The sequence below is a fragment of the Paractinoplanes brasiliensis genome (assembly GCF_004362215.1).
Lineage (GTDB): Bacteria > Actinomycetota > Actinomycetes > Mycobacteriales > Micromonosporaceae > Actinoplanes > Actinoplanes brasiliensis.
The window spans coordinates 2,850,414-2,872,910 of sequence record NZ_SNWR01000001.1 but is presented as its reverse complement, the minus strand read 5'-3'; the positions used below and the strand labels follow the sequence as shown (position 1 = coordinate 2,872,910).

Annotated in this window: 21 protein-coding genes and 1 riboswitch; of the genes, 11 read left to right on the top strand and 10 right to left on the bottom strand. The window is 71.1% G+C overall.

Going from position 1 to position 22,497, the window contains the following annotated elements:
• Nucleotides 1–78 precede the first annotated feature (78 nt).
• Nucleotides 79–1,266: an MFS transporter gene (locus C8E87_RS12825; protein WP_133873310.1), complete on the top strand. Its 1,188-nt coding sequence runs from the start codon at nt 79–81 to the stop codon at nt 1,264–1,266.
• A 152-nt stretch (nt 1,267–1,418) separates the two neighbouring features.
• Here the strand turns inward: C8E87_RS12825 and C8E87_RS46790 are convergent, their stop codons facing one another.
• Nucleotides 1,419–1,931, bottom strand: coding sequence for a class I SAM-dependent methyltransferase (locus tag C8E87_RS46790; RefSeq protein ID WP_369077058.1), 513 nt, complete (start codon nt 1,929–1,931; stop codon nt 1,419–1,421).
• A gap of 24 nt (nt 1,932–1,955) precedes the next feature.
• Between C8E87_RS46790 and C8E87_RS12815 the strand changes: the two genes are divergently transcribed.
• Complete coding sequence (locus tag C8E87_RS12815; protein ID WP_133873309.1) at nt 1,956–2,960, top strand: zinc-dependent alcohol dehydrogenase; 1,005 nt, start codon at nt 1,956–1,958, stop codon at nt 2,958–2,960.
• Between the two features lie 121 nt (nt 2,961–3,081).
• A complete protein-coding gene (locus C8E87_RS12810) occupies nt 3,082–3,762 on the top strand; it encodes an FAD-binding oxidoreductase (RefSeq protein ID WP_133873308.1) in 681 nt (226 codons plus the stop codon).
• Nucleotides 3,763–3,786: 24 nt separating this feature from the next.
• On the opposite strand, the gene C8E87_RS12805 is transcribed toward C8E87_RS12810, so the two are convergent.
• The gene (locus C8E87_RS12805) at nt 3,787–4,362 is read right to left on the bottom strand and encodes a LysM peptidoglycan-binding domain-containing protein (protein ID WP_133873307.1); all 576 of its coding nucleotides are present in this window, start codon (nt 4,360–4,362) and stop codon (nt 3,787–3,789) included.
• Nucleotide 4,363: 1 nt separating this feature from the next.
• Nucleotides 4,364–4,509, bottom strand: a riboswitch (cyclic di-AMP (ydaO/yuaA leader).
• 166 nt (nt 4,510–4,675) lie between these two features.
• Between C8E87_RS12805 and C8E87_RS12800 the strand changes: the two genes are divergently transcribed.
• Nucleotides 4,676–5,914: a saccharopine dehydrogenase family protein gene (locus C8E87_RS12800; RefSeq protein WP_133873306.1), complete on the top strand. Its 1,239-nt coding sequence runs from the start codon at nt 4,676–4,678 to the stop codon at nt 5,912–5,914.
• 13 nt (nt 5,915–5,927) lie between these two features.
• Here C8E87_RS12800 and C8E87_RS12795 read toward each other — a convergent pair whose 3' ends face one another.
• A complete protein-coding gene (locus tag C8E87_RS12795; RefSeq protein WP_239079928.1) occupies nt 5,928–6,563 on the bottom strand; it encodes a TetR/AcrR family transcriptional regulator in 636 nt (211 codons plus the stop codon).
• Nucleotides 6,564–6,769: 206 nt separating this feature from the next.
• Here C8E87_RS12795 and C8E87_RS12790 point away from each other — a divergent pair, with 206 nt between their 5' ends.
• The 3 genes from C8E87_RS12790 (at nt 6,770) to C8E87_RS12780 (ending at nt 9,191) form a co-directional block, all read left to right on the top strand.
• Nucleotides 6,770–7,378 (top strand): GNAT family N-acetyltransferase, encoded by a 609-nt coding sequence (locus C8E87_RS12790; RefSeq protein WP_133873304.1) that lies wholly within the window; start codon nt 6,770–6,772, stop codon nt 7,376–7,378.
• Between the two features lie 44 nt (nt 7,379–7,422).
• Nucleotides 7,423–8,493 (top strand): DNA glycosylase AlkZ-like family protein, encoded by a 1,071-nt coding sequence (locus C8E87_RS12785; protein ID WP_133873303.1) that lies wholly within the window; start codon nt 7,423–7,425, stop codon nt 8,491–8,493.
• A 386-nt stretch (nt 8,494–8,879) separates the two neighbouring features.
• A complete protein-coding gene (locus C8E87_RS12780; RefSeq protein WP_133873302.1) occupies nt 8,880–9,191 on the top strand; it encodes a DUF3040 domain-containing protein in 312 nt (103 codons plus the stop codon).
• A gap of 66 nt (nt 9,192–9,257) precedes the next feature.
• On the opposite strand, the gene C8E87_RS12775 is transcribed toward C8E87_RS12780, so the two are convergent.
• From C8E87_RS12775 to C8E87_RS12755, 5 genes are all read right to left on the bottom strand, one after another.
• Nucleotides 9,258–10,493 (bottom strand): bifunctional glycosyltransferase family 2/GtrA family protein, encoded by a 1,236-nt coding sequence (locus C8E87_RS12775; RefSeq protein ID WP_133873301.1) that lies wholly within the window; start codon nt 10,491–10,493, stop codon nt 9,258–9,260.
• Nucleotides 10,494–10,635: 142 nt separating this feature from the next.
• Complete coding sequence (locus C8E87_RS12770) at nt 10,636–12,651, bottom strand: glycosyltransferase family 39 protein (RefSeq protein ID WP_133873300.1); 2,016 nt, start codon at nt 12,649–12,651, stop codon at nt 10,636–10,638.
• Between the two features lie 85 nt (nt 12,652–12,736).
• Entirely contained in the window at nt 12,737–13,807 is a 1,071-nt protein-coding gene (locus tag C8E87_RS12765) for a 3-deoxy-7-phosphoheptulonate synthase (RefSeq protein ID WP_133873299.1), read from the bottom strand.
• A gap of 184 nt (nt 13,808–13,991) precedes the next feature.
• Nucleotides 13,992–15,518: a sensor histidine kinase gene (locus tag C8E87_RS12760; protein WP_133873298.1), complete on the bottom strand. Its 1,527-nt coding sequence runs from the start codon at nt 15,516–15,518 to the stop codon at nt 13,992–13,994.
• A 1-nt stretch (nt 15,519) separates the two neighbouring features.
• Nucleotides 15,520–16,257 carry a response regulator transcription factor gene (locus C8E87_RS12755; RefSeq protein ID WP_133873297.1) on the bottom strand — a complete coding sequence of 246 codons (738 nt, stop codon included), beginning with the start codon at nt 16,255–16,257 and terminating at the stop codon, nt 15,520–15,522.
• 131 nt (nt 16,258–16,388) lie between these two features.
• Between C8E87_RS12755 and C8E87_RS12750 the strand changes: the two genes are divergently transcribed.
• Nucleotides 16,389–16,691 carry an RCC1 domain-containing protein gene (locus C8E87_RS12750; protein WP_133873296.1) on the top strand — a complete coding sequence of 101 codons (303 nt, stop codon included), beginning with the start codon at nt 16,389–16,391 and terminating at the stop codon, nt 16,689–16,691.
• Here C8E87_RS12750 and C8E87_RS12745 read toward each other — a convergent pair.
• The gene (locus tag C8E87_RS12745; protein ID WP_133873295.1) at nt 16,669–18,852 is read right to left on the bottom strand and encodes a hypothetical protein; all 2,184 of its coding nucleotides are present in this window, start codon (nt 18,850–18,852) and stop codon (nt 16,669–16,671) included. The genes C8E87_RS12750 and C8E87_RS12745 overlap by 23 nt on opposite strands.
• A 130-nt stretch (nt 18,853–18,982) precedes the next feature.
• Between C8E87_RS12745 and C8E87_RS12740 the strand changes: the two genes are divergently transcribed.
• Together C8E87_RS12740 and C8E87_RS12735 are read left to right on the top strand one after the other, a co-directional pair.
• Entirely contained in the window at nt 18,983–19,357 is a 375-nt protein-coding gene (locus C8E87_RS12740) for a tetratricopeptide repeat protein (protein WP_133873294.1), read from the top strand.
• Nucleotides 19,354–19,638: a Smr/MutS family protein gene (locus tag C8E87_RS12735; RefSeq protein WP_133873293.1), complete on the top strand. Its 285-nt coding sequence runs from the start codon at nt 19,354–19,356 to the stop codon at nt 19,636–19,638. The genes C8E87_RS12740 and C8E87_RS12735 overlap by 4 nt, the downstream gene beginning before the upstream one ends.
• 22 nt (nt 19,639–19,660) lie before the next feature.
• Here the strand turns inward: C8E87_RS12735 and C8E87_RS12730 are convergent, their stop codons facing one another.
• Nucleotides 19,661–22,018 (bottom strand): M28 family peptidase, encoded by a 2,358-nt coding sequence (locus C8E87_RS12730; RefSeq protein WP_133873292.1) that lies wholly within the window; start codon nt 22,016–22,018, stop codon nt 19,661–19,663.
• 74 nt (nt 22,019–22,092) lie between these two features.
• Between C8E87_RS12730 and C8E87_RS12725 the strand changes: the two genes are divergently transcribed.
• Nucleotides 22,093–22,428, top strand: a complete 336-nt coding sequence (locus tag C8E87_RS12725) for a hypothetical protein (RefSeq protein ID WP_133873291.1) — start codon at nt 22,093–22,095, stop codon at nt 22,426–22,428.
• Nucleotides 22,429–22,497 lie beyond the last annotated feature (69 nt).

The following is a 22,497-nucleotide window of genomic DNA, read 5'->3' as shown; positions in this document are numbered from 1 at the left end:
GCATCGTAAGGGCCGGGCCAGGGACTTCTGCTCATCCGAACGGGCTCTCTGTCACACCCCGTCGGTAACGTCGTCCACGTGGAAGCGAGCCGTACGCGTGCCTGGGTCACCCTGGCGGCGTTGTCGATCGGCGCCTTCCTCTTCGTGACGGTCGAGACCCTGCCGATCGGCCTGCTCGCTGCCATGGCCGGCGACCTCGGCGTCGGCGAGTCCTCGATCGGCCTGCTCGTCACGGCGTACGGGCTCGTGGTCGTGATCGCCACGCTGCCACTGGTCCGGCTGACCGCCACCTGGCCGCGCCGCCGCCTGCTCGTCCTGCTCCTGGCGGTCTTCGTGGTGTCGACGTCGCTGTCCGCCCTGGCCGTGAACTATCTGTCCCTGCTGGCGGCCCGGGTCGTGATCGCCCTGAGCCAGTCCGTCTTCTGGGCCGTGGTCACCCCCGCAGCGGCCGGCCTGTTCCCGCAACGCCTGCGCGGCCGGGCACTGTCCATGGTGTTCGCAGGGGCCTCCACCGCGCCGCTGGTCGGCGTCCCCCTGGGCACGTGGCTGGGCCAGCAGTCCAGCTGGCGGCTGCCGTTTTTGTTCCTGGGCCTGCTGGGCGTGCTCGTCCTGGTCGTCGTGCTGGCCCTCCTCCCCGAAACCCCACGCGGCGCGAGCGACGCCGACCGCGGCACCGCTCCCGACCGTGGCCGCTACCGCACGCTCGTGGTCGCCAGCGCGCTCGCGGTCGCCGGGGCATTCGCCGCTTTCACCTACATCGACCCTTTCCTGACCCGTGTGAGCGGCCTCGACCCTGCGGCCCTGGGCCCGATCCTCGCCCTGCGCGGCATCGCCGGCCTGCTCGGCGTGGTCGTGGCCGGCCTGGTCGTGGGCGGGTGGGGCTGGCCGAGCTTCCTGGCCGCCACCGCGCTGCAGGCCGTGACGCTGGCCGTCCAGTTCACCTTCGGCGCCAGCCCGCTCACCGCCGTCATCACCACCGCGGTGGCCGGTTTCGCCCTCTCCGGCACAGCGTCCATCCTCAGCACCCGAGTCCTCGAGGTCGCCCCTGGCAGCACAGACATGGCCGCCGCGGGCACCTCCACGGCCTTCAACATCGGCATCACAGCGGGCGCTTTGCTGGGAAGCGGGCTCCTCACCGCCGTCGGCCCCGAGGCCCCCACACTGGCCGGCGCCCTCCTCACGACGGCAGCCGTCCTGGTCGTCCTGGCCGAACCCCGCTTGGCAACCACCCGCCGCTCCCGCCCCCTCCCAGAGCCGGCCCGCTGACCACACCACAGCCGCCACGTCCACCTTTCCCCGCGAAACCGTGACGGGCCCCAGCCACGACGGATGCGGGCCTGCAACTCTGCTCAACCGCAGCGCGAGGGCGACGGGCGGCAGCAAGCGGGCCCACGACGGATGCGGGCCTGCAACCCTGCTCAACCGCAGCGCGAGGGCGACGGGCGGCAGCAAGCCGGCCCACGACGGGTGCGGGCCTGGCACCCTGCGCAACCACGACGCGACAGTGACCGGCGGCAGCAAGACCGGCCACGACGCCCGCCCGGCACCCTCCTCAACCGCCATGGAACCGTCACGGGCCGCAGCGAGCCCACCCACAACAGATGCAGGCCGAATCCCGCCCCGAGCCGCCGCGCGACCGTAACGGGCCGGCGCCACACCCCTATCGAGCCCACAACCGCCCGATCACCCACCCCAATCCCCGAACCCCCTCCCCGCCGGACCTCCTCGAACTCCCGCTCAGCCGCTCTCCGAGCCCGCCCCGAAACCCACCGAAGGTCATAAATCCACAACATTCCCCCGGGACGCAGAACTCGCCGCAGATCGCGAATTCCATCCTCCGCATCAGACCGGTGATGCTGACTCAACGACGACACGATCAGGTCGAAGGCCGCATCCCTGACCCCGCTACCGGGGCATCCCGGTTGTGTGATCGATTCAGGCGGCAGACTGTCGGCATGCGCGCATTCGTGATCACCGGGCCGGGACGTTCCGAGGTCGTCGAGGTCGACCCGCCCGTGGCCGGGCCCGGTGAGGTGGTTGTCGACGTCGAGCGCGCCGGGGTGTGCGGCACCGACATGGAGTTCTTCAGCGGCGACATGGCCTACTTGGCGAGCGGCGACGCCGCGTACCCGGTCCGCATCGGCCACGAGTGGAGCGGTGTCGTCTCCGCTGCCGGCGCCGGGGTCGACCCTTCGTGGGTGGGCAAGCGAGTCACCGGCGACACGATGCTGGGCTGTGGTCGCTGCGCCCGCTGCCGGAACGGTCGCCAGCACCTGTGCGCCGACCGCTACGAGATCGGGATCCGGAACGGCTGGCCGGGCGCACTGGCCGAGAGCCTGCCCGTGCCGGCGAAGGCGCTGTTCGAGCTGCCCGATTCCGTCGACCCGGCCCTCGGCGCGCTGGTCGAGCCGGGCGGCAATGCCCTGCGTGCGGTCCGGGCCGCCGGCCCCGCCCCGGGCAAGACGGTGCTGGTCATGGGCCCGGGCACGATCGGGCTGCTCGCTGCCATGTTCGCTCGGGCCCACGGCGCGGTCGTCCACCTGCTCGGCGCCACCGCCGAATCGCTCGCTTTCGCGCGGGGGCTCGGGTTCACCGAGGCGTGGACCCGGACCGACCTGCCGTCCGTGCCGTTCGACGCGATCATCGACGCCACCAACGCGTACGACCTGCCGGCGTTCGCTGTCAACCGGGTGGAGCCCGGCGGACGGGTCGTCTGCATCGGCATCTCGGGCGAGCCGTCGCTGGTGGACACTCGGCAGGCCGTGCTCAAGGACGTCACCGTCGCCGGCATTTTGAGCGCGTCGGGCGGACTCGGCGAGACCATCGAGACGTACGCCTCAGGCGCCGTTGATCCTCGGCCGTTGATCGCCGAGACGGTCGGGCTGGCGGAGGCGGCCGACGTGCTCGTCGGGAAGCGTCACGGGTCCGCACCGAAGATCCACATCGATCCGCGGTTCTGACCGGTCTGCCGATCCGGGTGGCGAACTGCAGGTTCGCACCGGTTGTCCGTTGCCCGCCGATCATGTCGGTGACGCTGATCGGGTAAAAGCTCTCTGACGACCCGACATCGAGGCGCGTACGGTGCTGACCGACTTCTGGCCCGCCGAGGTTCTGCATCATGACCGGCGCGGCCCCGACGTCGCGGTGTTCACCTGCCGCACACCGCGACCGTTGCCGTTCCGGGCCGGCCAGCATGTCGCCATCGAATGCCCGTACGTGCCGTGGCGCTGGGCGGACTACTCGGTGGCCAACGCGCCCCGCCCCGACGGCCGGCTCGAGTTCCACGTACGCACGGTCAGGCCGGACGGTGTGTCGGCCGCGCTCGTCGAGCGCCTCAAACCGGGTGACACCCTGCGGATCGGCTCCCCACGAGGCTCCCTGACGCTCGACCCGTACTCCCGCCGTGACCTTGTCTTCGTCACGGCGGGCACCGGGCTCGCCCCCGCGAAGGCGCTGATCGACGAGTTGTCCCGATTCAACCGGACCCGCTGGATCCACCTCTTCCGCGGCGAACCGGACGAGGCCGCCTTCTACGACCGCGAGGCCGTCGACCTGCTGGCCCAGCGGCACCCGTGGCTGACCGTCACGCGGGCCGTGGGCGACGTCGCCGCGCTCGTGGCCGCTCGTGGGCCCTGGCCCGACCACGACTTCTATCTGAGCGGGCCGCCCACCATGGTGGCCACGGCACTGCGCCGGTTGGAGGGCGCGCTGGTGCCGCTTTCACGGATCCACTTCGACGCCCCGGCGGCCCGCCGGCCGTGACCACCTCTTGCGGCATCGCGCCACCTATGCGAGCGCGAGCGGCTGGCCGGGGTAGATCCGGTGCGGGCTGGGGAGCACGTCGCGGTTGAGGCGGTGCAGGGCGCGCCAGCCGCCGGGGAATCTCGTCCGCTGTGCGATCACGGCGAGCGTGTCCCCGGCTCGCACGATGTAGACGCGCTGGGACGAGCGTTCCGGCTCGGTGCGTACGCCGGCTGTTCTCGCTGCCTGGGCGGCTCGGTACTGCTTGGTCGACGAGGCCCGGCGGCCGCACGTGGGCCAGGCGCCCAGGCCCTGGCCGTCGCGCACCCGTTCGGCGATGGCGATCTGCTCGGCACGGCTGGCCCGGTCGGCTGTACGGGCGAAACGGGACCCGCCGTAGGCACGCCAGGTGCTGCGGCTGAACTGGAGGCCGCCGTAGTAGCCGTTGCCGGTGTTGATGCTCCAGTTTCCGCCCGACTCGCATGCGGCGATGGCGTCCCAGTTGACGTCGGCCGTGGGCGAGGGTGCGGCAGCGGCCGGGCCGATGAGGGAGGTGATGCCGGTGATGCCCGCCGTGGCGAGAACAAGCGCTGTGCGGGCAGGTTTGCAGACTCGTGTCATGACAGAGAACCCTCCACGCCTGCGAGGTCAGCTGTCGGGTTCGGGCTGAGGCGCCCGGCCGCGCGAGTGTGGCGGCTTCACCCCGAGGCGCGCGGACGCGCCGAGGAACGTGGGTCCCCCGCTCCATGCCGTGGGTGTTCGTCCCGTCGGGCGGCGGCAGGACTCGGCGTTCCGCCCGCGGTGTCCGCGAGCGCGGACAGGGCCGGTTCCGGCGCCTGGAAAGCCCGTGACCAGCCGAATCGGTAAGGGAACAAGCGGCTTGAGACTAAACCGCCCGAGCGGTTTCCGGAGCGCTGATGCAGAATCCAGAACCATGACCGATCAAGCCAGGGATCACGATATCGTCGTCTACGGCGCCTCCGGGTTCGTCGGCGCGGTGACCGCTCGCTACCTCGCCGGACACGCCCCGGCGGGTACCCGTCTCGCCCTGGCCGGCCGGTCCGAGTCCCGGGTGGCCGCGATCCGCGACAAGCTCGGCGTCGACTGGCCGATCCTGGTGGCCGACGCCGCCGACACCGAGGCGCTGGCCCGGCTGGCCGCCTCGACCCGCGTGGTGCTGACCACCGTCGGGCCCTACCTCAAGTACGGCAAGGCACTGGTCCGGGCGTGCGCCGAGTCCGGCACCGACTACGTCGACCTGACCGGTGAAGTGATCTTTGCCCGGCAGAGCATCGACACCAATCACGAGCCGGCCGCCCGTACGGGGGCCCGGATCGTTCACTCGTGCGGGTTCGACTCGATCCCGTCCGACCTGGGCGTGCACGTCCTGGCCCAGCAGGTCGCGGCCGACGGCGCCGGCGAGCTCACCGACACCACGATGGTCGTGACCAGCATGCGTGGTGGCATCAGCGGCGGCACGATCGACTCGATGCGCCAGCAACTCGACGCGGTCAAGAACGATCGTGGCCTGCGCCGGCTCGCCGCCGGCCCCTATTCGCTCAGTCCCGATCGCGCCGGCGAGCCCGACCTGGGCCGGCAGGGCGACGCGGCCACCGTTGCCGGCGCCGACGTGCATCCCACGCTGCGGGGCACCCTCGCTCCGTTCTTCATGGCGTCCTACAACACCCGGGTGGTCCGCCGCAGCAACGCGCTGCACAACTGGCGGTACGGTCGTCGCTTCCGTTATCGCGAGCTGATGAGCGTCGGCGCCTCCCCGTTGTCGCCGCTCGTGGCGAACGGGGTCAAGCTCGGCCTCGGCGCCCTGGTCGCGGGCATGATGCTGCCGCCGACCCGGTTCGTCCTCGACCGGCTGCTCCCCAAACCGGGCAGCGGCCCGACCGAGCGCGCGCAGCGGGACGGCCACTTCACGATGGACTTCTTCACCACGACGACGACCGGCGCCCGTTACACCGCGCGGTTCCGGGCCAAGGGCGACCCCGGGTACGCGGCGACCGCCCTCATGCTCGCCGAGTCGGCGCTGGCCTTGGTCCACGATCGCGACGTCCTGCCGCCCTCGGACGGCGGTGTGCTGACCCCGGCCACCGGGCTGGGCGACGCCCTCGTCGAGCGCCTGCGAGCGGCGGGAGTGGAGATCACAGCCCGCCGCCTCTGACGCTCCCGCGTGGCTACAGGGCGGCGGCGCTGGTGGCGAGGGCGAGGGCGATTCCGGTCAGGTGCTCGGCGAGCTGGTCGGGGTCGCCGTCCATGTCGTGCGAGATCCAGTCGATGATCACCTCGCTGAGGCCGGCGACGAGCGCGAGAAGCGTACGGTCGAAGCCTCTCTGGTCTTTGGGTTTGCCCACCGCGCGGCTGAGCATGGCGGCGACGAACTGGGCGTCCTCACGCAGCACCCCGCGGCGGCGCGTTTCCATCCGGGGCGCGTTCACGTAGATCACGCGGGCGCTCTCGGGGTTGTTGCGCAACATGTCGACGAGGGTGTGCAGCGCGGGCCGGAAGACCTCGCCGAGCGTGGCCGGCCGCTCGGGGACAGCCTTGGCCACACCTCGCAGCAGCCACTCGTTCTGTTCGCGATTGACCTTGACCAGCAGGTCGGCGCGGTCGTCGAAATGCTCGTAGAAGTACCGTTTGGAGACCTTCGCGGCGGTGCAGACGTCGGCGACCGTGACATCGTCGTAGTCGCGGGTGCCGAACAGGTGGACCGCCGACGTCATGATCCGCGCGCGCCGCTCGGCGGACCGCTGCTCGCGGGATCGTCCGGCGTACGTTTCGCCGCGCCCGGTCGTCGTGGTTTGTTTCTCCACGGTGTCAACGTTACGACTTCCTCGATCACGCCACCCGAAAACCCTCCACATTGGGCAAAAGTCGGGTGTGTCAAGATCCGTGCATCATCTCGCGAACGTGCCGGGAGCGATAGCGGCAATCCGACGCTGCCGGCATGACCAATCCCTCATCGGCTTCATATCCAGCGCTACTGGCCGCAACCGGTCCTTACGGGCAGGATTCAATCATGGCCGCCAGCCGTCTGCCCTATCCGCTCACACTGACGGGGGACGGCATCATCCTGCGCGAGTGGCGGTCGGACGACCTCGACGACCTGGTCAGCATGCTCGACGAACCCGAGATCGCCCGGTGGTCGCCGATGCCGTCGCCGTTCGACGTCGAGGCCGGCATCGCGTACCTCAAACGCTGTTATCAGAACCGGGTCGGCGGCCGGCGGATCCAGCTCGCGATCACGACCGACGGCTCGCGGCCCCTCGGCGAGGTCACTCTGTTCGGCGTCGACCACGGGCTCAAGGAAGCCGAGCTGGGCTATCTGGTCGACGCGCGCGAACGGCGGCGGGGGCTCGCGTCCAGCGCGTTGTCACTTCTCTCGGCGTACGCGCAAAGCAGTCTCCAGCTGGGCCGTCTGCTGCTGCGCATCGATTCGCGCAACGTCGGCAGCACGGCCGTCGCCCGGCACTGTGGTTATCGGCTCACCGGCGAGCCGCCCATCCTGCAGGAAGGCCCGTACGGCTCGAGCCGCCTCGACACGTGGGAGCTGGTCGAACGCCAGGCCGACAGCCGCCGTGACCGTCTGAGAAATGTCGCAGCCCGGCGGTACGGTCGTCGCACCTAGCCGTCTCAGGGGGTGCCGTGGTCAACGTTGATCGTGCACAAGTCATGGCCTATCGGGTCGACGCGCTCGGTCTCGCCGAGCGTGGCTCCGACCTGCCCTCCGACCTGCCCGTCCTCGATCTCGGCGTGCAGGAGTACACGCCCGGCTCGGCCCGGGTCGCGCTGGCCGCCCGCACCAGCGCCGACCTGGCCGACGCGCGGCTGATCACCGTCTGGGCCACGCGCGGGGCGCCGCACCTGCACCGGCGCGCCGATCTGGCGGCGCTCGTCCAGCAGCTCTGGCCGGTCAGCGACGCCGATGCCTCCGTACGCATCAAGAGCGGCCAGATTCCCGATGCCGCGAAACTCGGCGTCGAGGCCTTCCGCGTCACCGCCGAGGCGTTCCGCGAAGTGGTGCGCGAGCCGATGCTTCGCGGTGACGTGAGCACCGAGGTGACCAAGCGGGTGCCGGCGGCTCTGACGTACGAGTGCCGCAGTTGCCGGGCGCGGCACATCGCGGGCACTGTCTGGCAGCACGCCGGCCTGGCCGGTGGCGTCGAGGTCCAGTCCCGCGGGCGCGACGCGATGCTCGGCCCGCTGCCCGACGCGCCGCCGATCCCTTCCGCGAACAGGGGAATCGACGACTTGATCCTGACCTGTCTGCGTTTGCTGGGGCCGGCCGGTCCGCTCGAGGCAGGGAAATATCTGGGCAGTTCGGCCGCCGTGCTCAAGACCGTCTGGCCGGAGGATCGGCTGGCACAGGTGAGTGTGGAGGGTCGTAAGGCTTGGCTTCCCCTCGACGCCGTCGACGACCTGCGGGCCGCGTCGAGCCCGTCGGGTGTCCGGTTCGTCCCACCGATGGATCCGCTGCTCCAGGCGCGTGATCGTGACGTCCTGGTGCCCGACCGTGAGCAGCAGAAAGAGGTGTGGCGCATCCTCGGCAACCCCGGGGTGCTCCTGGTCGACGGTGAGGTGGCCGGGGTCTGGCGGGCCAAGATGGCCGGCAAGAAAAGGGTCGACCTGAGTGTCACGCTTTTCCGGTCGCTGCCCGGTACCCGCCGAAAACAGGTCGAACAGGAATCGGCCGAGGTGGCGCGAGCCCGCGGGGTCCCTGAGGCGACGGTCGCCTTCGACTGAGGGCTGCCCGCGACAGGCGGCTTCAGGCGGGTGCCCCGGCCGATCGGCAGCGGGATCCGGCGGGATGCGAACCGCCGATCCGGGGGACACACCCACCCGTCACCACACCGGAACGTCTCGCCCTGATCTTCCTTTCCGGCCGACCGGTCGCGGATCCGGCGTACTTTCCGGCCGAGCGGTGGCCCGATCCCGGCCGGCGGTGGCCGGGGTCCACTGGTTGGGACAGGTTCGGCGATTCTGGGATCGGCGAGGCGGTCGGTATCCCGGTCAGTGGGCCGGACGGAATTCTGGAGGTATCCGAAAGGCAACACGTGAGTAACAATGGCATCGATCGGAGTGCGTGCCGTTCGATCGAGTGTGGCCGCGGCCCGACCGGAGGTGGCGACATGTTGAGCAGGGAAGACAGCCGACGTCTGGCGCAGTTGGAGCGTCAGCTGAGGCGTGACGACCCCGAGTTCTGCGCCCGCATGACCAGCGGCCGGCTCGAGCCGCCCCGCCGGAAACGCCCGTCCCTGTCGCTGATCCTCACCGCCGTGGTCATCTGGACCGCCGCCGTCATTCTCGGCGTGCTCGGCTGGTGGGTCGCCGCGGCGGCGGCCGCGTTCATGGCCATGTTGGTGATCGCCGTCGCCGTGCTGCGTCGCCCACCGGGCCGCCCCCGTCGCATCACGCCCGACCAGCTTCCCCCGGAACACTGACTCCGTTTCCGTAGTGGGCTTGTCGGGTGTGCTGCCATCCGGACCGGCGGTGGACGTGCAGTGTGGTTACGACGTGGCCCGGGCTCGGTGGGTACGGAAGACCCAGCTCCGGAGCAGCAGGAAGCGGACCGCGGTGGCCAGCAGGTTGGCCAGGATGAGGACAGCCAGTTCGACCGGCTTCGCGGGCGCCGAGTGCAGGGCGTCCAGCATTGCCAGGGATCCGCTGGTCAAGCCCAAACCGACGGCGAAGACGATCAAGCCTTGGGCCTGGTGACGCCAGGCGCCGGCGGACCCCCGTACGTTGAAGGTCAGCCGGCGGTTGGCAGCTGTGTTGGCCAGGGCCGTGGCCAGCAGGGCCAGCAGGTTGGCGGGCTGCGGGTTCATTCCCTGGCGAAGCAGGGCGTAAAGGGCCAGGTAGGCCAGCGTGCTGATCACTCCCACGGCGGCGAAGCGGATCAACTGCCCGGTCAGGCCGGTCGGCACCCCCGCCACCGGCAGGGGGTTGCGGCCGAGCTGTTCGCGCAGCGTGGCCAGGGGGAGCCGGCCCGAGGCGAAGGCGCGCAGCAAACGGGCGATGCCGCGCAGGTCGGCCACCGCTGTCGAAAGGATGTCGACGCGGCTGTCGGGGTCGTCGACCCAGTCGACCGGCACCTCGTGGATGCGCAGGCCGGCCCGTTCGGCCAGCACCAGCATCTCGGTGTCGAAGAACCAGCCCGTGTCCTCGACCATCGGCAGCAGCTGCGCCGCCACCTCGGAACGGATCGCCTTGAAGCCGCACTGCGCGTCGGAGAAGCGGGCGGCCAGGGTGCCGCGCAGGATCAGGTTGTAGCCGCGCGAGATGAACTCCCGCTTGGCGCCCCGCACAACCCGGGAGCCCCGAGCCAGCCGCGAGCCGACGGCCAGGTCGGAGTGGCCGCTGATCAGCGGTGCGACCAGCGGGAACAGCGCGTCGAGGTCGGTTGACAGGTCGACGTCCATGTACGCCAGAACGGCAGCGTCGGAGCGCGTCCACACCTGCTTCAGGGCGCGCCCGCGTCCCTTCTCGGGCAGGTGCACCCAGGCGACCCCGGTCAGCTCGCCGGTCAGCCGCTCCGCCACCGCTGCCGTCGAATCGGTGCTGGCGTTGTCGGCGATCGTGATGCGGAACCCGTACGGGAAATGTGTTCTGAGGTATTCGTGCAGCCGGCGCACGCTCGGCTCGAGGTCGACCTCCTCGTTGTGGACGGGCACGACCACGTCGAGCACCGGGGCGTCCAGGCGGACCGGGTCAGCGGCGGGCGAGGGCTGCGTCGAAAGGCTCATGCCGACACGATGATCGCGCCGCCTGAGGGCGATTTATGGCGGCCCTGTGCCTACCCTGTGAACCCGCCGGGCTTTACTGTCCGCAAAGGACAACGGCCGGTTCCCCGTACGGGAAATCGGCCGTTTGTCGGTTTTGGTGTGGTCAGGCGGTGGGTTGGGTCAGGTCGTAGAGCGTGGTGTTGCCGACGGTCTGGGCGGTGAAGTGTTCGGCCACCCAGGAGGCGATCTCCGAGCTGGCGTTGCTGCCGCCCGAGCCGCGGCCGCCGAAGCCGCCGCCGCCGATGAAGTAGTGGATTTTGCCCTCGGCCACGTACTGCTGGAACTGGGCCAACGTGGGGGAGGGATCGCTTCCGTTGAAACCGCCGATTGCCATGACCGGTTCGCCGGTCGCCAACTGGTAGCCGGACGCGTTCTGCGACCCGACCGCGGCCGCCACCCAGGTGTATTGGTCGGCGTTCGCCTCCAGCAGGGTCTTCATCTCGTCGCTGACCGTTGCGGCGTCGAGCAGGCCGCCCATGCCGCCGCCACGCATCCCGCCGCCACCGTTGCCGCCGTCGCCGCCGCCGGGGAAGCCTTGACCACCGCCGGGGAGGCTCTGACCGCCGCCGGGGAGGCCCTGGCCTCCGTTCGGCGAACCCTGTCCCCCGCCGTCGGGGAAGCCCGGCCCGCCGCCGTCGTCGCGCGTCCCGCGGAAACCGCCCCGACCAGGGCCGCCCCCGAATCCGCCGGCGACAGCAGGCCCGGCCGAAGGAATCGACCCGCTGTGCCCCTCGGAGGCGGTCTGCACCGCATAAGCGGCCGGCCCCGCCAGCACAGCGACGAGCGAAACCCCTGCCGCCACCGCGACCAGCCGAGCCGGCAGCAGCAGTGCCACCGCCCCGACGAGCCCGCCGATCAGCACCACCCACCGCAGCCAGGGCAGGAAGTCGGCGCTCAGCCCCAGCAGGTGCCACGACCACCACGCGGTGATCGCCACCGTCACCGCCAGCGTCACCGACGCCACGAGGCCCCGCCGCCAGAGCAGCGACACCCCCATGGCGACCACCGCACCGACCGCCGGCGCCAGCGCCACGGTGTAGTACGCATGGAAGATTCCCTGCATGAAGCTGAAGACCAGGCCGGTGATGAGCAGCCAGCCGCCCCACAGGATCAGGCCGGCTCGCTGCCGGTCGGTCCGCTCCCGCCGTACGGTGATCACCAGTCCCGCGACCAGCAGGATCAGCGCCGCCGGCAGCAGCCAGGAGATCTGCCCGCCCTGAGCGCTGTCGAACATGCGGGTCAGGCCGCTCGACCCCCACGTCCCCCCGCCGCCGAAGCCGCCGCCCCCGCCGACGCTGCCGGTCTCGTTGCCGTTGAGCCGGCCCAGCCCGTTGTAGCCGAGGGTCAGCTCCAGGATGCTGTTGTTCTGCGAGCCGCCGATGTAGGGCCGCATCGACGCCGGCACCAGCTCGACGATCGCGATGTACCAGCCGGCCGACACGACCACGGCCAGCCCCGAGAGCAGCAGCTGCCCGACGCGCTTGGCAAGCTTGGGCGGCCCCGCGATCAGGTAGGCCAGGGCGAACGCCGGCACCACCAGCAGCGCCTGCAGCATCTTGGCCAGGAAGCCGAACCCGACGAAGACCCCGGCCAGGACGATCCATTTGGTGGAGCCGTTCTCGACGGCCCGTACGGTCGCGTAGGCCCCGGCCACCATGAGCAGCACGAGCAGCGCGTCCGGGTTGTTGAACCGGAACATCAGCACCGCGATCGGGGTGAGCGCCAGCACCGCGCCCGCGAGCAGACCCGCGGCCGGGCCGTACCAGCGCCGTACCGTGGCGAAGAGGAGGGCGACGCTCGCGACGCCCATCAGTGCCTGCGGCACCAGGATGCTCCACGAGTTGACGCCGAAGACCCGGGCCGACAGGGCCATCACCCAGAGCGAGGCCGGTGTCTTGTCGACCGTGATCGAGTTGGCGGCGTCGGAGGAGCCGAAGAAGAAGGCCTTCCAGCTCTCCGACCCGGCCTGCACGGCGGCCGAGTAGAAGGCATTGGCCCAGCCGTTCCTGCTGAGCCCCCAGAGGTAAAGAACGCCGGTGGCCAGCAGCAACGCCGCCAGGGCGGGCCGCACCCACACTCGGGGACGGTCAGGCAGCGGGACGGGCAACGTCGTGGTCATCGAGGCTCTCTCCACAGAAAAGCGGATATTTACCTCGACTAGATTCGGCGTGCGCCCTGTCCCGCCGTTATGCCGAACCTGTGCGCTAACTGTGAGTTGCGCGCCGCTTGGCCGAGGCCACGGCGAGGCGCTCGAGGACCTCGACGGTCGGGTCCCAGCCCATGCACGCGTCGGTCACCGACTGGCCGTACGTGAGTTCCCCGCCCAGGTCCTGCCGGCCGGGCACGAGGAAGCTCTCCAGCATGACGCCGCTGATGCCGCGCTGCCCGGCCTCCATCTGCTGGGCCACGTCGTCGGCCACCGCGGGCTGGCGGCGGTGATCCTTGCCGCTGTTGCCGTGCGAGCAGTCGATCACCAGGCGCTCGGGAAGGGAGGCCTCGCGGAGCAGGGTCAGCGCGTGGGCGACGTCGGCGGCGCTGTAGTTGGGTTTGCCTCCGCCGCCGCGCAGAACCAGGTGGGTGTCGGGGTTGCCGGTGGTGTGCAGGATCGCCGGGGTGCCGGAGTAGTCGATGCCGGGGAAGACGTGCGGCACGGCGGCGGCGTGGATCGCGTCGATGGCGGTGGAGATGCTGCCGTCGGGGCGGTTCTTCATGCCGATCGGCATCGACAGACCCGACGAGAGCTGCCGGTGCACCTGCGATTCCACCGTACGGGCTCCGATCGCGCCCCAGCTCACGGTGTCGGCGATGTACTGCGGGGTGATCGGGTCGAGGAACTCGACGGCGGTCGGCAGCCCTCGGCCGACGATGTCGAGCAGGAGCCGCCGGGCGATCCGCAGGCCGGCGCCGACGTCCCCGGTGCCGTCGAGCGCCGGGTCGTTGATCAGGCCCTTCCAGCCGACCGTGGAGCGCGGCTTCTCGAAGTAGACCCGCATGACGACCAGCAGGTCGTCGGAGAACCGGTCGGCCGCCTTGGCCAGCAGTGAGGCGTACTCGCCGGCGGCGACGGGATCGTGCACGGAACACGGGCCGACGACGACGAGCAGTCGCGGATCTCGTCCGTTCAGCACGTCCTCGACCTGGCGGCGGCCCTCCAGCACGGTGTCGTGCAACTCGCTCGTCAGCGGCAGCTCGTGGTGCAGCAGCGCGGGGCTCATCAGCGGGACGACGGCCTCGATGCGCTGGTCACGAACGCGCTGAACCTCGGGGGCAGTCACGGTGGTCTCCACTTCTCCGCCGGCCTCACCCTGAGAGCCGGCAAACAAAAAGGCAGCGACGTCGTGTCGCTGCCCGGGCCGGCTCTGGCGTGGTGTCTCAGACGATGGTCATGGCTGAGGCACCGGCGGGAGCCGGCCTCGTAAACCAATAAAACGCCTGAGTCACGTCGGACAGCATAGCGCCTCAGTTCCCGCGGGGCGCTATTTGCGCCAACTGCTCAGCTGGTGAGACGGAGGCCGGCCCCAGTGGCAGCACGACCGTGAAGACCGTACGGCCGGGATTGCTCTCGACCGAGACCTGCCCGCCGTGGGACTGCACGACGGCGGCGACGATGGACAGGCCGAGGCCGGTGCTGCCGGCGGCGCGCGAGCGTGAGCTGTCACCGCGCGCGAACCGCTCGAAGATGTTCGGCTGCAGCTCGTACGGGATGCCGGGTCCGTTGTCGGCGACGCGCAGCACGGCCGAGGCGGGCGTCGAGGCGACCGAGACCGTGACGGTGGTGCCCTCAGGGGTGTGGGTGCGGGCGTTGGCGAGCAGGTTCGCAAGCACCTGGTGCAGCCGCGCGCCGTCGCCGATGACGGTCACCGGCTCCTCGGGCAGGTCGAGCTGCCACAGGTGGCGCGGACCGGCCGCGTGGGCGTCGCTGACCGAGTCGACGACGAGCATGGTCAGGTCGACCGGGTCCTGCGCGAGCGGACGGCCGGCGTCGATGCGGGCGAGCAGGAGCAGGTCCTCCACCAGGCCGGTCATCCGCTTGGCCTCGGACTCGACGCGGTTGAGCACGTGAGCGATCTCGCCCGGGACCGGAACCGGGCTGCGCCGGCTGAGCTCGGCGTACCCGCGGATGGCGGCCAGCGGCGTGCGCAGCTCGTGGCTGGCGTCGGCGACGAACTGGCGTACCTGCATCTCGCTGGCGTGCCGGGCCTCGAGCGCGTTGCCGACGTGGTCCAGCATCTGGTTGAGGGCGGCGCCGACCTGGCCCACCTCGGTGCGCGGGTCGGTGTCGCGGTCGGGCACGCGCTGGGCCAGCCTGACCTCGCCGCGGTCGAGCCGCAGCTCGGAGACCCGGGTGGCGGTGGTGGCGACCCGGTCGAGCGGGGCCAGGGTGCGGCGCACGATCAGGGCGCCGGCCCACCCGGCGATGCCCAGGGCGATCAGCACCGCGCCGCCGGTGACCAGGGCGATCCGCAACAGCGTGAAGTTGGTGTTCTTGAGCGAGATCGCGGTGACCCGGATCGTGCCCTCGTTGGTCGTCTCGGAGACCACCCGGTACGACCCGTAGCCGTCCAGCCCGACCGTCGACTTCTCGCCGTTGACCGGAACCGCCAGCAGTTGCGCGGTGGCGACGTCGCCGAGCGGCTTGTAGCGGGTGTCGGGAAAGCCGTCGGTGTTGGTGAAGCCCTCGACCAGCCCGCCCTCGACGTCGCTCACACCGGTGTAGGTGATAGTGATCGACCCGATCTCGGCGCCGCGGAACGGGTGGGTGTCGTCGAACGGGAACGTGAACTTGCCGCCGCCGGGACCGGGCCGCCCGGCCGTGTCGAGCTTCGCGTCGACCTGGGTGTAGAGGGTGTCGCGGAGGAAAACGTACGCGGTGCCGCCGACGACCAGGCCCAGCACCGTGAGCAGCACCATGATGATGGCCACGATCCGCGTACGCAGGGGCCACCCGGCGGGGCTGCGCCAACGCGACGGGTGCGTCCAGGTCATCTCAGTCGGCCGGTTTGAGGACATAACCCGCCCCGCGCATCGTGTGGATCATCGGGGTGCGGCCCGCGTCGATCTTCTTGCGCAGGTACGAGATGTAGAGCTCGACCACGTTGGCCTGCCCGCCGAAGTCGTAGTTCCACACCCGGTCGAGGATCTGGCTCTTGCTCAGCACCCGGCGGGGGTTGCGCATGAGGTAACGCAGCAGTTCGAACTCGGTGGCGGTCAGCGTGACCAGATCGCCGCCGCGGCGCACCTCGTGGCTGTCCTCGTCGAGCGTGAGGTCGCCGACGATCAGCTGCGACTCTGCCCGCAGGTGGGAGCGGCCCATCCGGCGCATCAGGCCGCGGAGCCGGGCCACCACCTCTTCCAGGCTGAACGGCTTGGTCACGTAGTCGTCGCCGCCCGCGGTGAGGCCGGTGATCCGGTCCTCCACCGAGTCCTTGGCCGTCAGGAACAGCACCGGCACCTCGGGCGACTCGCCGCGCAACCGGCGCAGCACCTCGAGCCCGTCGATGTCGGGAAGCATCATGTCGAGGACGACGGCGTCGGGGCGGAACTCACGAGCGGTCCGTACGGCGGTCTGCCCGTCGCCCGCGCTGCGAACCTCCCAGCCCTCGTAGCGCAGCGCCATGCTCAGCAACTCGGCCAGCGTCGGCTCGTCGTCGACCACGAGGACCCGTACGGGGCTCCCGTCGGACCGGCGGAGATCGGTGCTCGAGTCTGAGTTCGCCATCGTCATGCCCCTACTGTCGCGGGCCACGCTATGCGCTTCCTTTCGCGTTCCTGTGTACCACCTGTGAGGGCCGCGCGAGGCTGATCGCCGGTGTGTCGAAACCCCACTAAAGCGTACAAAACGCCCATAATGCTTGCATGACGATCACGCGACGGGTATTGGCGATCTTGGCCGTCGTGGTGGCGTTGTCCCTGGCCGGGACGCCCGCGAACGCCGACCGGGGCGGTCTGGTCGAGGTCGGTCTCGACGGCAAGGTGGTGCAACTGGTCGCCGACGGGGACAGCACCTGCGCGCTGACGGAGGACGGCGAGGTGTACTGCTGGGGCGCCGGCTACCCCCGGCCGTACCGGCCCGCCCGGAACCCGCTGCTGCTGGTCGTGGCCGGAGTCCTGCTGATCGCCGCCGGCGCCGGTCTGCTCAAGCTGAGCCGGCGGCAGTAGCCAGCGCGGCGTCCCGCAGGCTCGCGGCCCCCTGCTTGATCCGCTCCGAGTAGTGCGGGCGCAACCAGTCCGACCACCGCACCTGCCCGATCACCTGGTCGGTTCCCGATGCGGTGAGCGACACCGTCACACCCGGGCTGACCTGCATGGTCAGCTTCCCGTCCTTCGGCACGGCGACCCGGTGGGCCGACGGGTCGGCAAAACCCAGCATCGCCCACGGCACCCGTACGGTCAGGTTGTCGCCGTCGAGACGCCACAGCGCCCGGCTGTCCGCGGCGGCGTCGCCGGTGTCCCACGTCCCGTGCCGCAGCCACCCGGCGTTCTGCAGCTCGACCGGGAGCTTGACGCCGCTCGGCGGCACGGTGAGCGCCCGGTTCACGATCAACTCGAAGGGCTTCCAGCCGGTCGGGGACTGCCCACGCTCGGCGGCCGGCACCGAGAAGTCCACCCGCATCGGGTCGATCTGATTGCGCACGTACGCCTGCCCGTTGCGCCCGACCAGGTTGAGCGCGAAGACGGCGTCCGGCCGCCGGTCGGAGCTGCCCGGCATCGGCGGGCCGGTCACCCCCGGCAGCACGTCGAAGTTGACCATCATGGTTCCCGGCGGCGAGTCCCCGAGTCCGATCTCCAGATGCAGGTACGTCTCGTCCACCCACGCGTCGACGTCGGTGGCCGGCCACCCGCCGCCGTTGAGCAGGTGCTGCTCGGCGGTGTCAGGCTGCCCCTGCGCGTCCATCGCGAGCACGCCGAAGTTCTGCTCGTTGGTCATCGGGTCGTGCCAGAGCTGCCGGCGCCGCGGGTCCTGCACGCCCTCCGTGTTCCACGTGTAACGCCACCACTCGTCGGCCCAGCTGAACACGAACCCGGCGCTCAGGCCCTGGTCGCGAATCAGGCGCAGCAACTCGGCGTTGATCCGCATCGCGTCCTGCTCGCTGTGGTCGCCCTGGGTGCGGCCCAGGGGAGCGTTGTGGGCCGAGCCGATCGACGACGGCACCCCGAACTCGGTGATCAGGGTGGGTATCGACGAGTGGTGCCGGCGCAGGCCTGCCACGTATCCCGCGTACGGGTCGGCGCGCCCGCCGTACTCGTACGCGACCAGATCCGGCTCGTGGCGCAGGAAGTCCGGATAGAACGGGTACGCGTGATAGCTGGCGAACGTCCCGGCCGGCCACTCCGCCGTGGGCAGCACGTGGTTGGCGTCGATCCCGATCAGGTCCTCCTGCTCGAGGGGTTCCCCGGGGTGGCGCAGCGGATCGGTGGTGGGCCAGTTCACGAAGGCGATCGGCTGGCTGACCCCGTGCTCGGCGACGAACCCGGCCAGGTCGTTCATCCGCGCGGCGAGCCAGCGCTCGGTGGGTGTCGACCGGGGCGTGTTGCGGAAGTACTTGCCGGCGAACCGCGGCACACCGGCGTTGCGCTTGTCCGAGGCGACCGCCGCGGCAGGGTCGATCTCGTCGCCCACGATCCAGCCGGCCAGCCACGGCGTGACGTCGGTGGTGTACGTGCCGCCGATCCGGCCGGGCACCGTGGTCCGGCGGTAGTCGCCCGCCACCACCCGGGCGGCCGCCTGCAGCTCCTGGCGGAACGCGGTGGTGACGCGCTGGTCGAAGAGGTTCTTCTTGGCCACGTACGTCTGATCCGGCAGTGCCACCCCCTGCACGAGGTACAGCGGGGTGTCCGGGTTCGCCTCGTTCCACGCGGCCAGCTGCTCGTAGAAAGCGGGCGGGTGGATCCGGTAGATCCGCACCACGCGCAGCCCCAGCCAGCTCATCCCGGCGAACCACGCCCGGTACTGGGCGGCCGAGATCGAGCCCTCGCGCGGCAGGCCACCCGGAGTGGTGTCGCCGAGGTCGACGCCGGGCAGAAAGGTGCGGTCGCCCCCGGCCGTGTAGAGGTTGAAGTCCTGCCCGACCGAGCGGGCGACCATCCGCAGGCCGCCGGCCTCGCGTGGCGCCGGCGCCCACGACGTGCCCCGTGGCGGCGACGGGATCTCGCTCATCCCCGAGATCAGGAAGGCCGGTGTGTCGAGCGCGGGTGACGCTGCGCCGCCGGCCAGCAGCGCGCAAAGGCCCAGCACGAAGACCCCGATCGCGGACGCCTTGAATCGCCCGGATCTGCGCCGGGCCGGTTCGGTCACGAGATGGCTCGGAAAGTCGCCCACGCAGGCATTGTCTGACGACTGCGTTGGCCTATGGGCCGTTTTGTCGGGAAGCTTGGATCATCGGAACACTCGCCGTCGGCCCTTTGTTGTGCCAGCGTTGGGTAGCCGGCGCGAGCGTGGGGAGTGACACGTGGACCTTCTCGAGGAGTACCGCAGGGCCACCTTCTTCTTCGAGTCCGGCGACCCGCTCGGGGCGGCCAAGCTGCTCGAGCCGATAGTCGAGGCCGAGCCGCGCAACACCGCCGTGCGGCAGCTGCTGGCCCGCGCCTACTTCAACTCGGCCCAGCTCGGCCGGGCCGAGGCTCATCTGCGGGCGCTCGTCGCGCATGATCCGTCCGACCACTACGCGCACCACGTGCTGGGTCGCACACTGGAACGGGACGGTCGCTTCCGCGAGGCGCTGCCCCACCTGAGGCTGGCCGCGGCGATGAAGCATCATTCCGACTACCAGGACGCATTGCACCGGGTCGAGCAGTGGCTCGGCAAAGCAGAGGACTCCCAGTGAAGCTGAAGCTCGACCTGCACGACATCTTCAACAAGGGGCAAGAGATCGACCGTGCGCTGCGCGGGATCATCGACGAGGCCGTACAGAAGAAGGCCAGCACTGTCGAGATCATCCCGGGCAAGGGCAGCGGCGCGTTGAAGAAGAAGGTGCTGCGTTTCCTCGACCAGAAGGAGATCAAGCAGCTCTACCACCGGGTCGAGAAGGACGGCGACAACTGGGGCCGCCTCTTCGTGCACTTCCGCCACAACGAGTCCACCGGCCGCCGCGGCCGCGGTCGATAGATCGCGGTCATCGGCCCTTCGCTCAGAACGTGTAGGTCTTGGCCACGCCGAGCAGTTCGCTCGTGTGGGAGCCGACGACGCCGATCGCGGGCGGGCGGGGCCTGAAGCCGGGCAGCTCGGTCAGGCCGTCGCTGCCGTCCATGGCCCGGAACTTGACCTGGCCCGTGCCGCGGACGGTCAGCTTGATCTCGATGCCGTCGGCGGGCGGGGCGTGGAAGATGAACCCCCACGCCCAGGCGCCGTCGATCGGCTCGCGGGCGGGCATCGGGCGGCCGCCCACGGTCGCCGACTCCACCTGCGTCCCGGCCGCCACGTGCAGGGTGACCAGGCGGGCCGGACGCTGCGGTTTCAGCCGGAGCACGAGCGCCCGGGATTCCCCCGTACGGGTGTCCGACTCGACGGTGAGCTGCGGCGCGGGCAGATTCGCGGCGGGGGCGTCGCCGGTGCGCACCTGCTCGGGGCCGAACGACGGCAGCGTGTCGTCCACCCGATGCGGGTCGCCGTGCACGAACTGACCGGTCCACCCCTGCACCCTCGACTCGGCGCTGACCCAGCGGGCGGTGCCGTTGTCGGCGTCGAGCGCGTACATCAGGTGGGTCAGGGCCGGGTGCTCGGCGTCGAACCGGTCGACCGCCAGCCCGGCCACTGCGCAGGCCAGCGCGGCCACGGCGGCGACCAGCGCGGGCAGGGCGCCCCGGCGGCGGCTGCGCAGGGCCTCGAGACCGCGCTGACCACCGGCCCGCGGGTGGATCAGGTCGAGCGCCGGCACCAGGGCCAGGCCGAGCAGGACCGTGAGGAACGCCCCGGCCGCGCCCAGTCCCAGGCCCAGCGCCGGAAACAGCATGATCACCGTCGGGAGCAGGATGACCGTGGCCACGGCGCCGCCCAGGGCCACGGCGAGCACCGGCACCCAGCCGCGGGTCAGCACGGCGACCAGGCCGGTCAGCGCCCCGGCGAGGGCGGGCACGGCGGCCAGGTAGGAACCGCCGGGCACCACCGCGGCCAGCACCAGGCCGAGCACAGCGAGCCAGGCCAGGCCCGCGATGGCCAGGGCGGCGGGGCCGAGCCGGCGGCGCAGCAACGCGAACCAGGCCAGGACAACGGCCGCGGACATGAGGATGACGGCCAGCCGATAGAGCCCCGGCTGATACGGGTCGATGGGCATGCCGGCGTACGCGGGCCTGATGGTTGCCAGGAACAGCCACAGAGCCTGGGCCAGCACCGGGGCCAGCACGATCGGCGCCAGGGCCAGCGCGCCGGCCACCAGGGCCCGCCGGGTGGTGATCAGTTCACGGCGGCGGGCCGCCCAGGCCAGCGCGGCCACGGCGACCAGGGCCAGCACGGCGATCGGCCAGACCAGCGAGCCGGGGTGGCGCACCAGCAGGCCCGGCACGGGGAAGTAGGTGGCGTCCCCGCCGTCGGTGTCCTTGAGCGTGGCCAGGTCGCGGCCGGCCAGCTCCCGTGTCACGGCCAGCGTGTTGTCGCCGTGATGCTGCAGGCTGTCGCGGTTCATCGCGGCGGGCACGTCGGTCGGCGCGTGATAGACCGCCGCGCCGTCGATGTAGGCCGAATTCATGCCGGCGAAGCCCGACTCGCGGAACGGGGTGAAGTCGGTGTCGTTGGGCATCAGCCGATAGATCTCGACCGCGAACGACGTGCCCACCGGCCTGGCGGCGTGCGCGTAGGCCCCGACCAGCCCACCGTTGCCGGCCGAGGTCTCGAACATGATGGCCGGGCCGCTGCTGCCCCGGGCCTCGATGTTGAGCACGACCCCGCCGTCACGGGCCAGCGGGTGCTGATCGACGAACGCCTTGGCGCCGCAGACGCAGGCCTCCTCCCCGTCGGTCAGCACGAGCACCACGTCGTTGCGCGGGCGCGGCCCGGCCAGCAGGGCCCGGGCCACCTCAAGGATCGTCGAAGTGCCGGCCGCGTCGTCGTTGCCGCCCGGGGCGACCTGGGCCGAGTCGTAGTGCGCAACCAGGAAGATCCGGCCGGTCGAGCCGGTGCCGGGGATGCGGGCGACGACGTTGCGTACCCGGGCCAGACCGGCGCCGCCCGCGCCGGCCGACAGCCGGGCGCCCTCGATCGACACCGTGTCCTGCACCTCGGGGCTCAGGCCCAGGCCCCGCAGCGTGGTCAGCAGGTGTTCGCGCACCTCGTCGTTGGCCGGGCTGCCGACCGGGTGCGGCCGCCGGGCGATCGCCTCGACCTGTTCGAACGCGCGGCCGGCGCTGAACTCGGCGGCCGGCGCCGAGGCGGGCCGGGCCGACGGCGGCCGGATCGCCGCGAGACCGGCCACACCGGCCAGCGCCAGCACCACCACGGCGACGAGGGCAGCCAGGGCGCGGTGGGCCGGGTCGGTGATCGCGGGAACACGCATGGGTGTATCTAAGCGGTTGGGTACGACACCGGGTAGCCGGAAGATCGTTCAGGGCGTGGCCTAGCGTTGTCGGGGTGAGCACGCCGTTCGACCCCGCCGCCGTGGTGGCCGCGTTCATCGACGCTGTCGCGCCCTACGACCCCCATCCCGAGGCCGCGCCGGTCGCCATGGTGGGCGTGCGCACCGCCATGGGCGAGGGCGTCTTCCCGGTCAGCGACCACGTCATCCGAGCCATGTGCAAGGCGCTCGCGGCCTACCGCGACCCGGCCGACCGAGGCACCTGTGTCGAGTGCGGCGGACGTCACCTCGACGAAAATCTGCACTGCCAGGAGTGCGGGCGGCTGCACGGCATTCTCGGGGAGGTCATCGCGCAGCACGCCCGTCGTGTGGCCGCCGAGGAGGCCACGTGAGAGTGTTGTGCGCCCGCACCCGGTGGTACACGATCAGCGGGCAGGGGCCGAGAGTCGGACGAGGTGGGG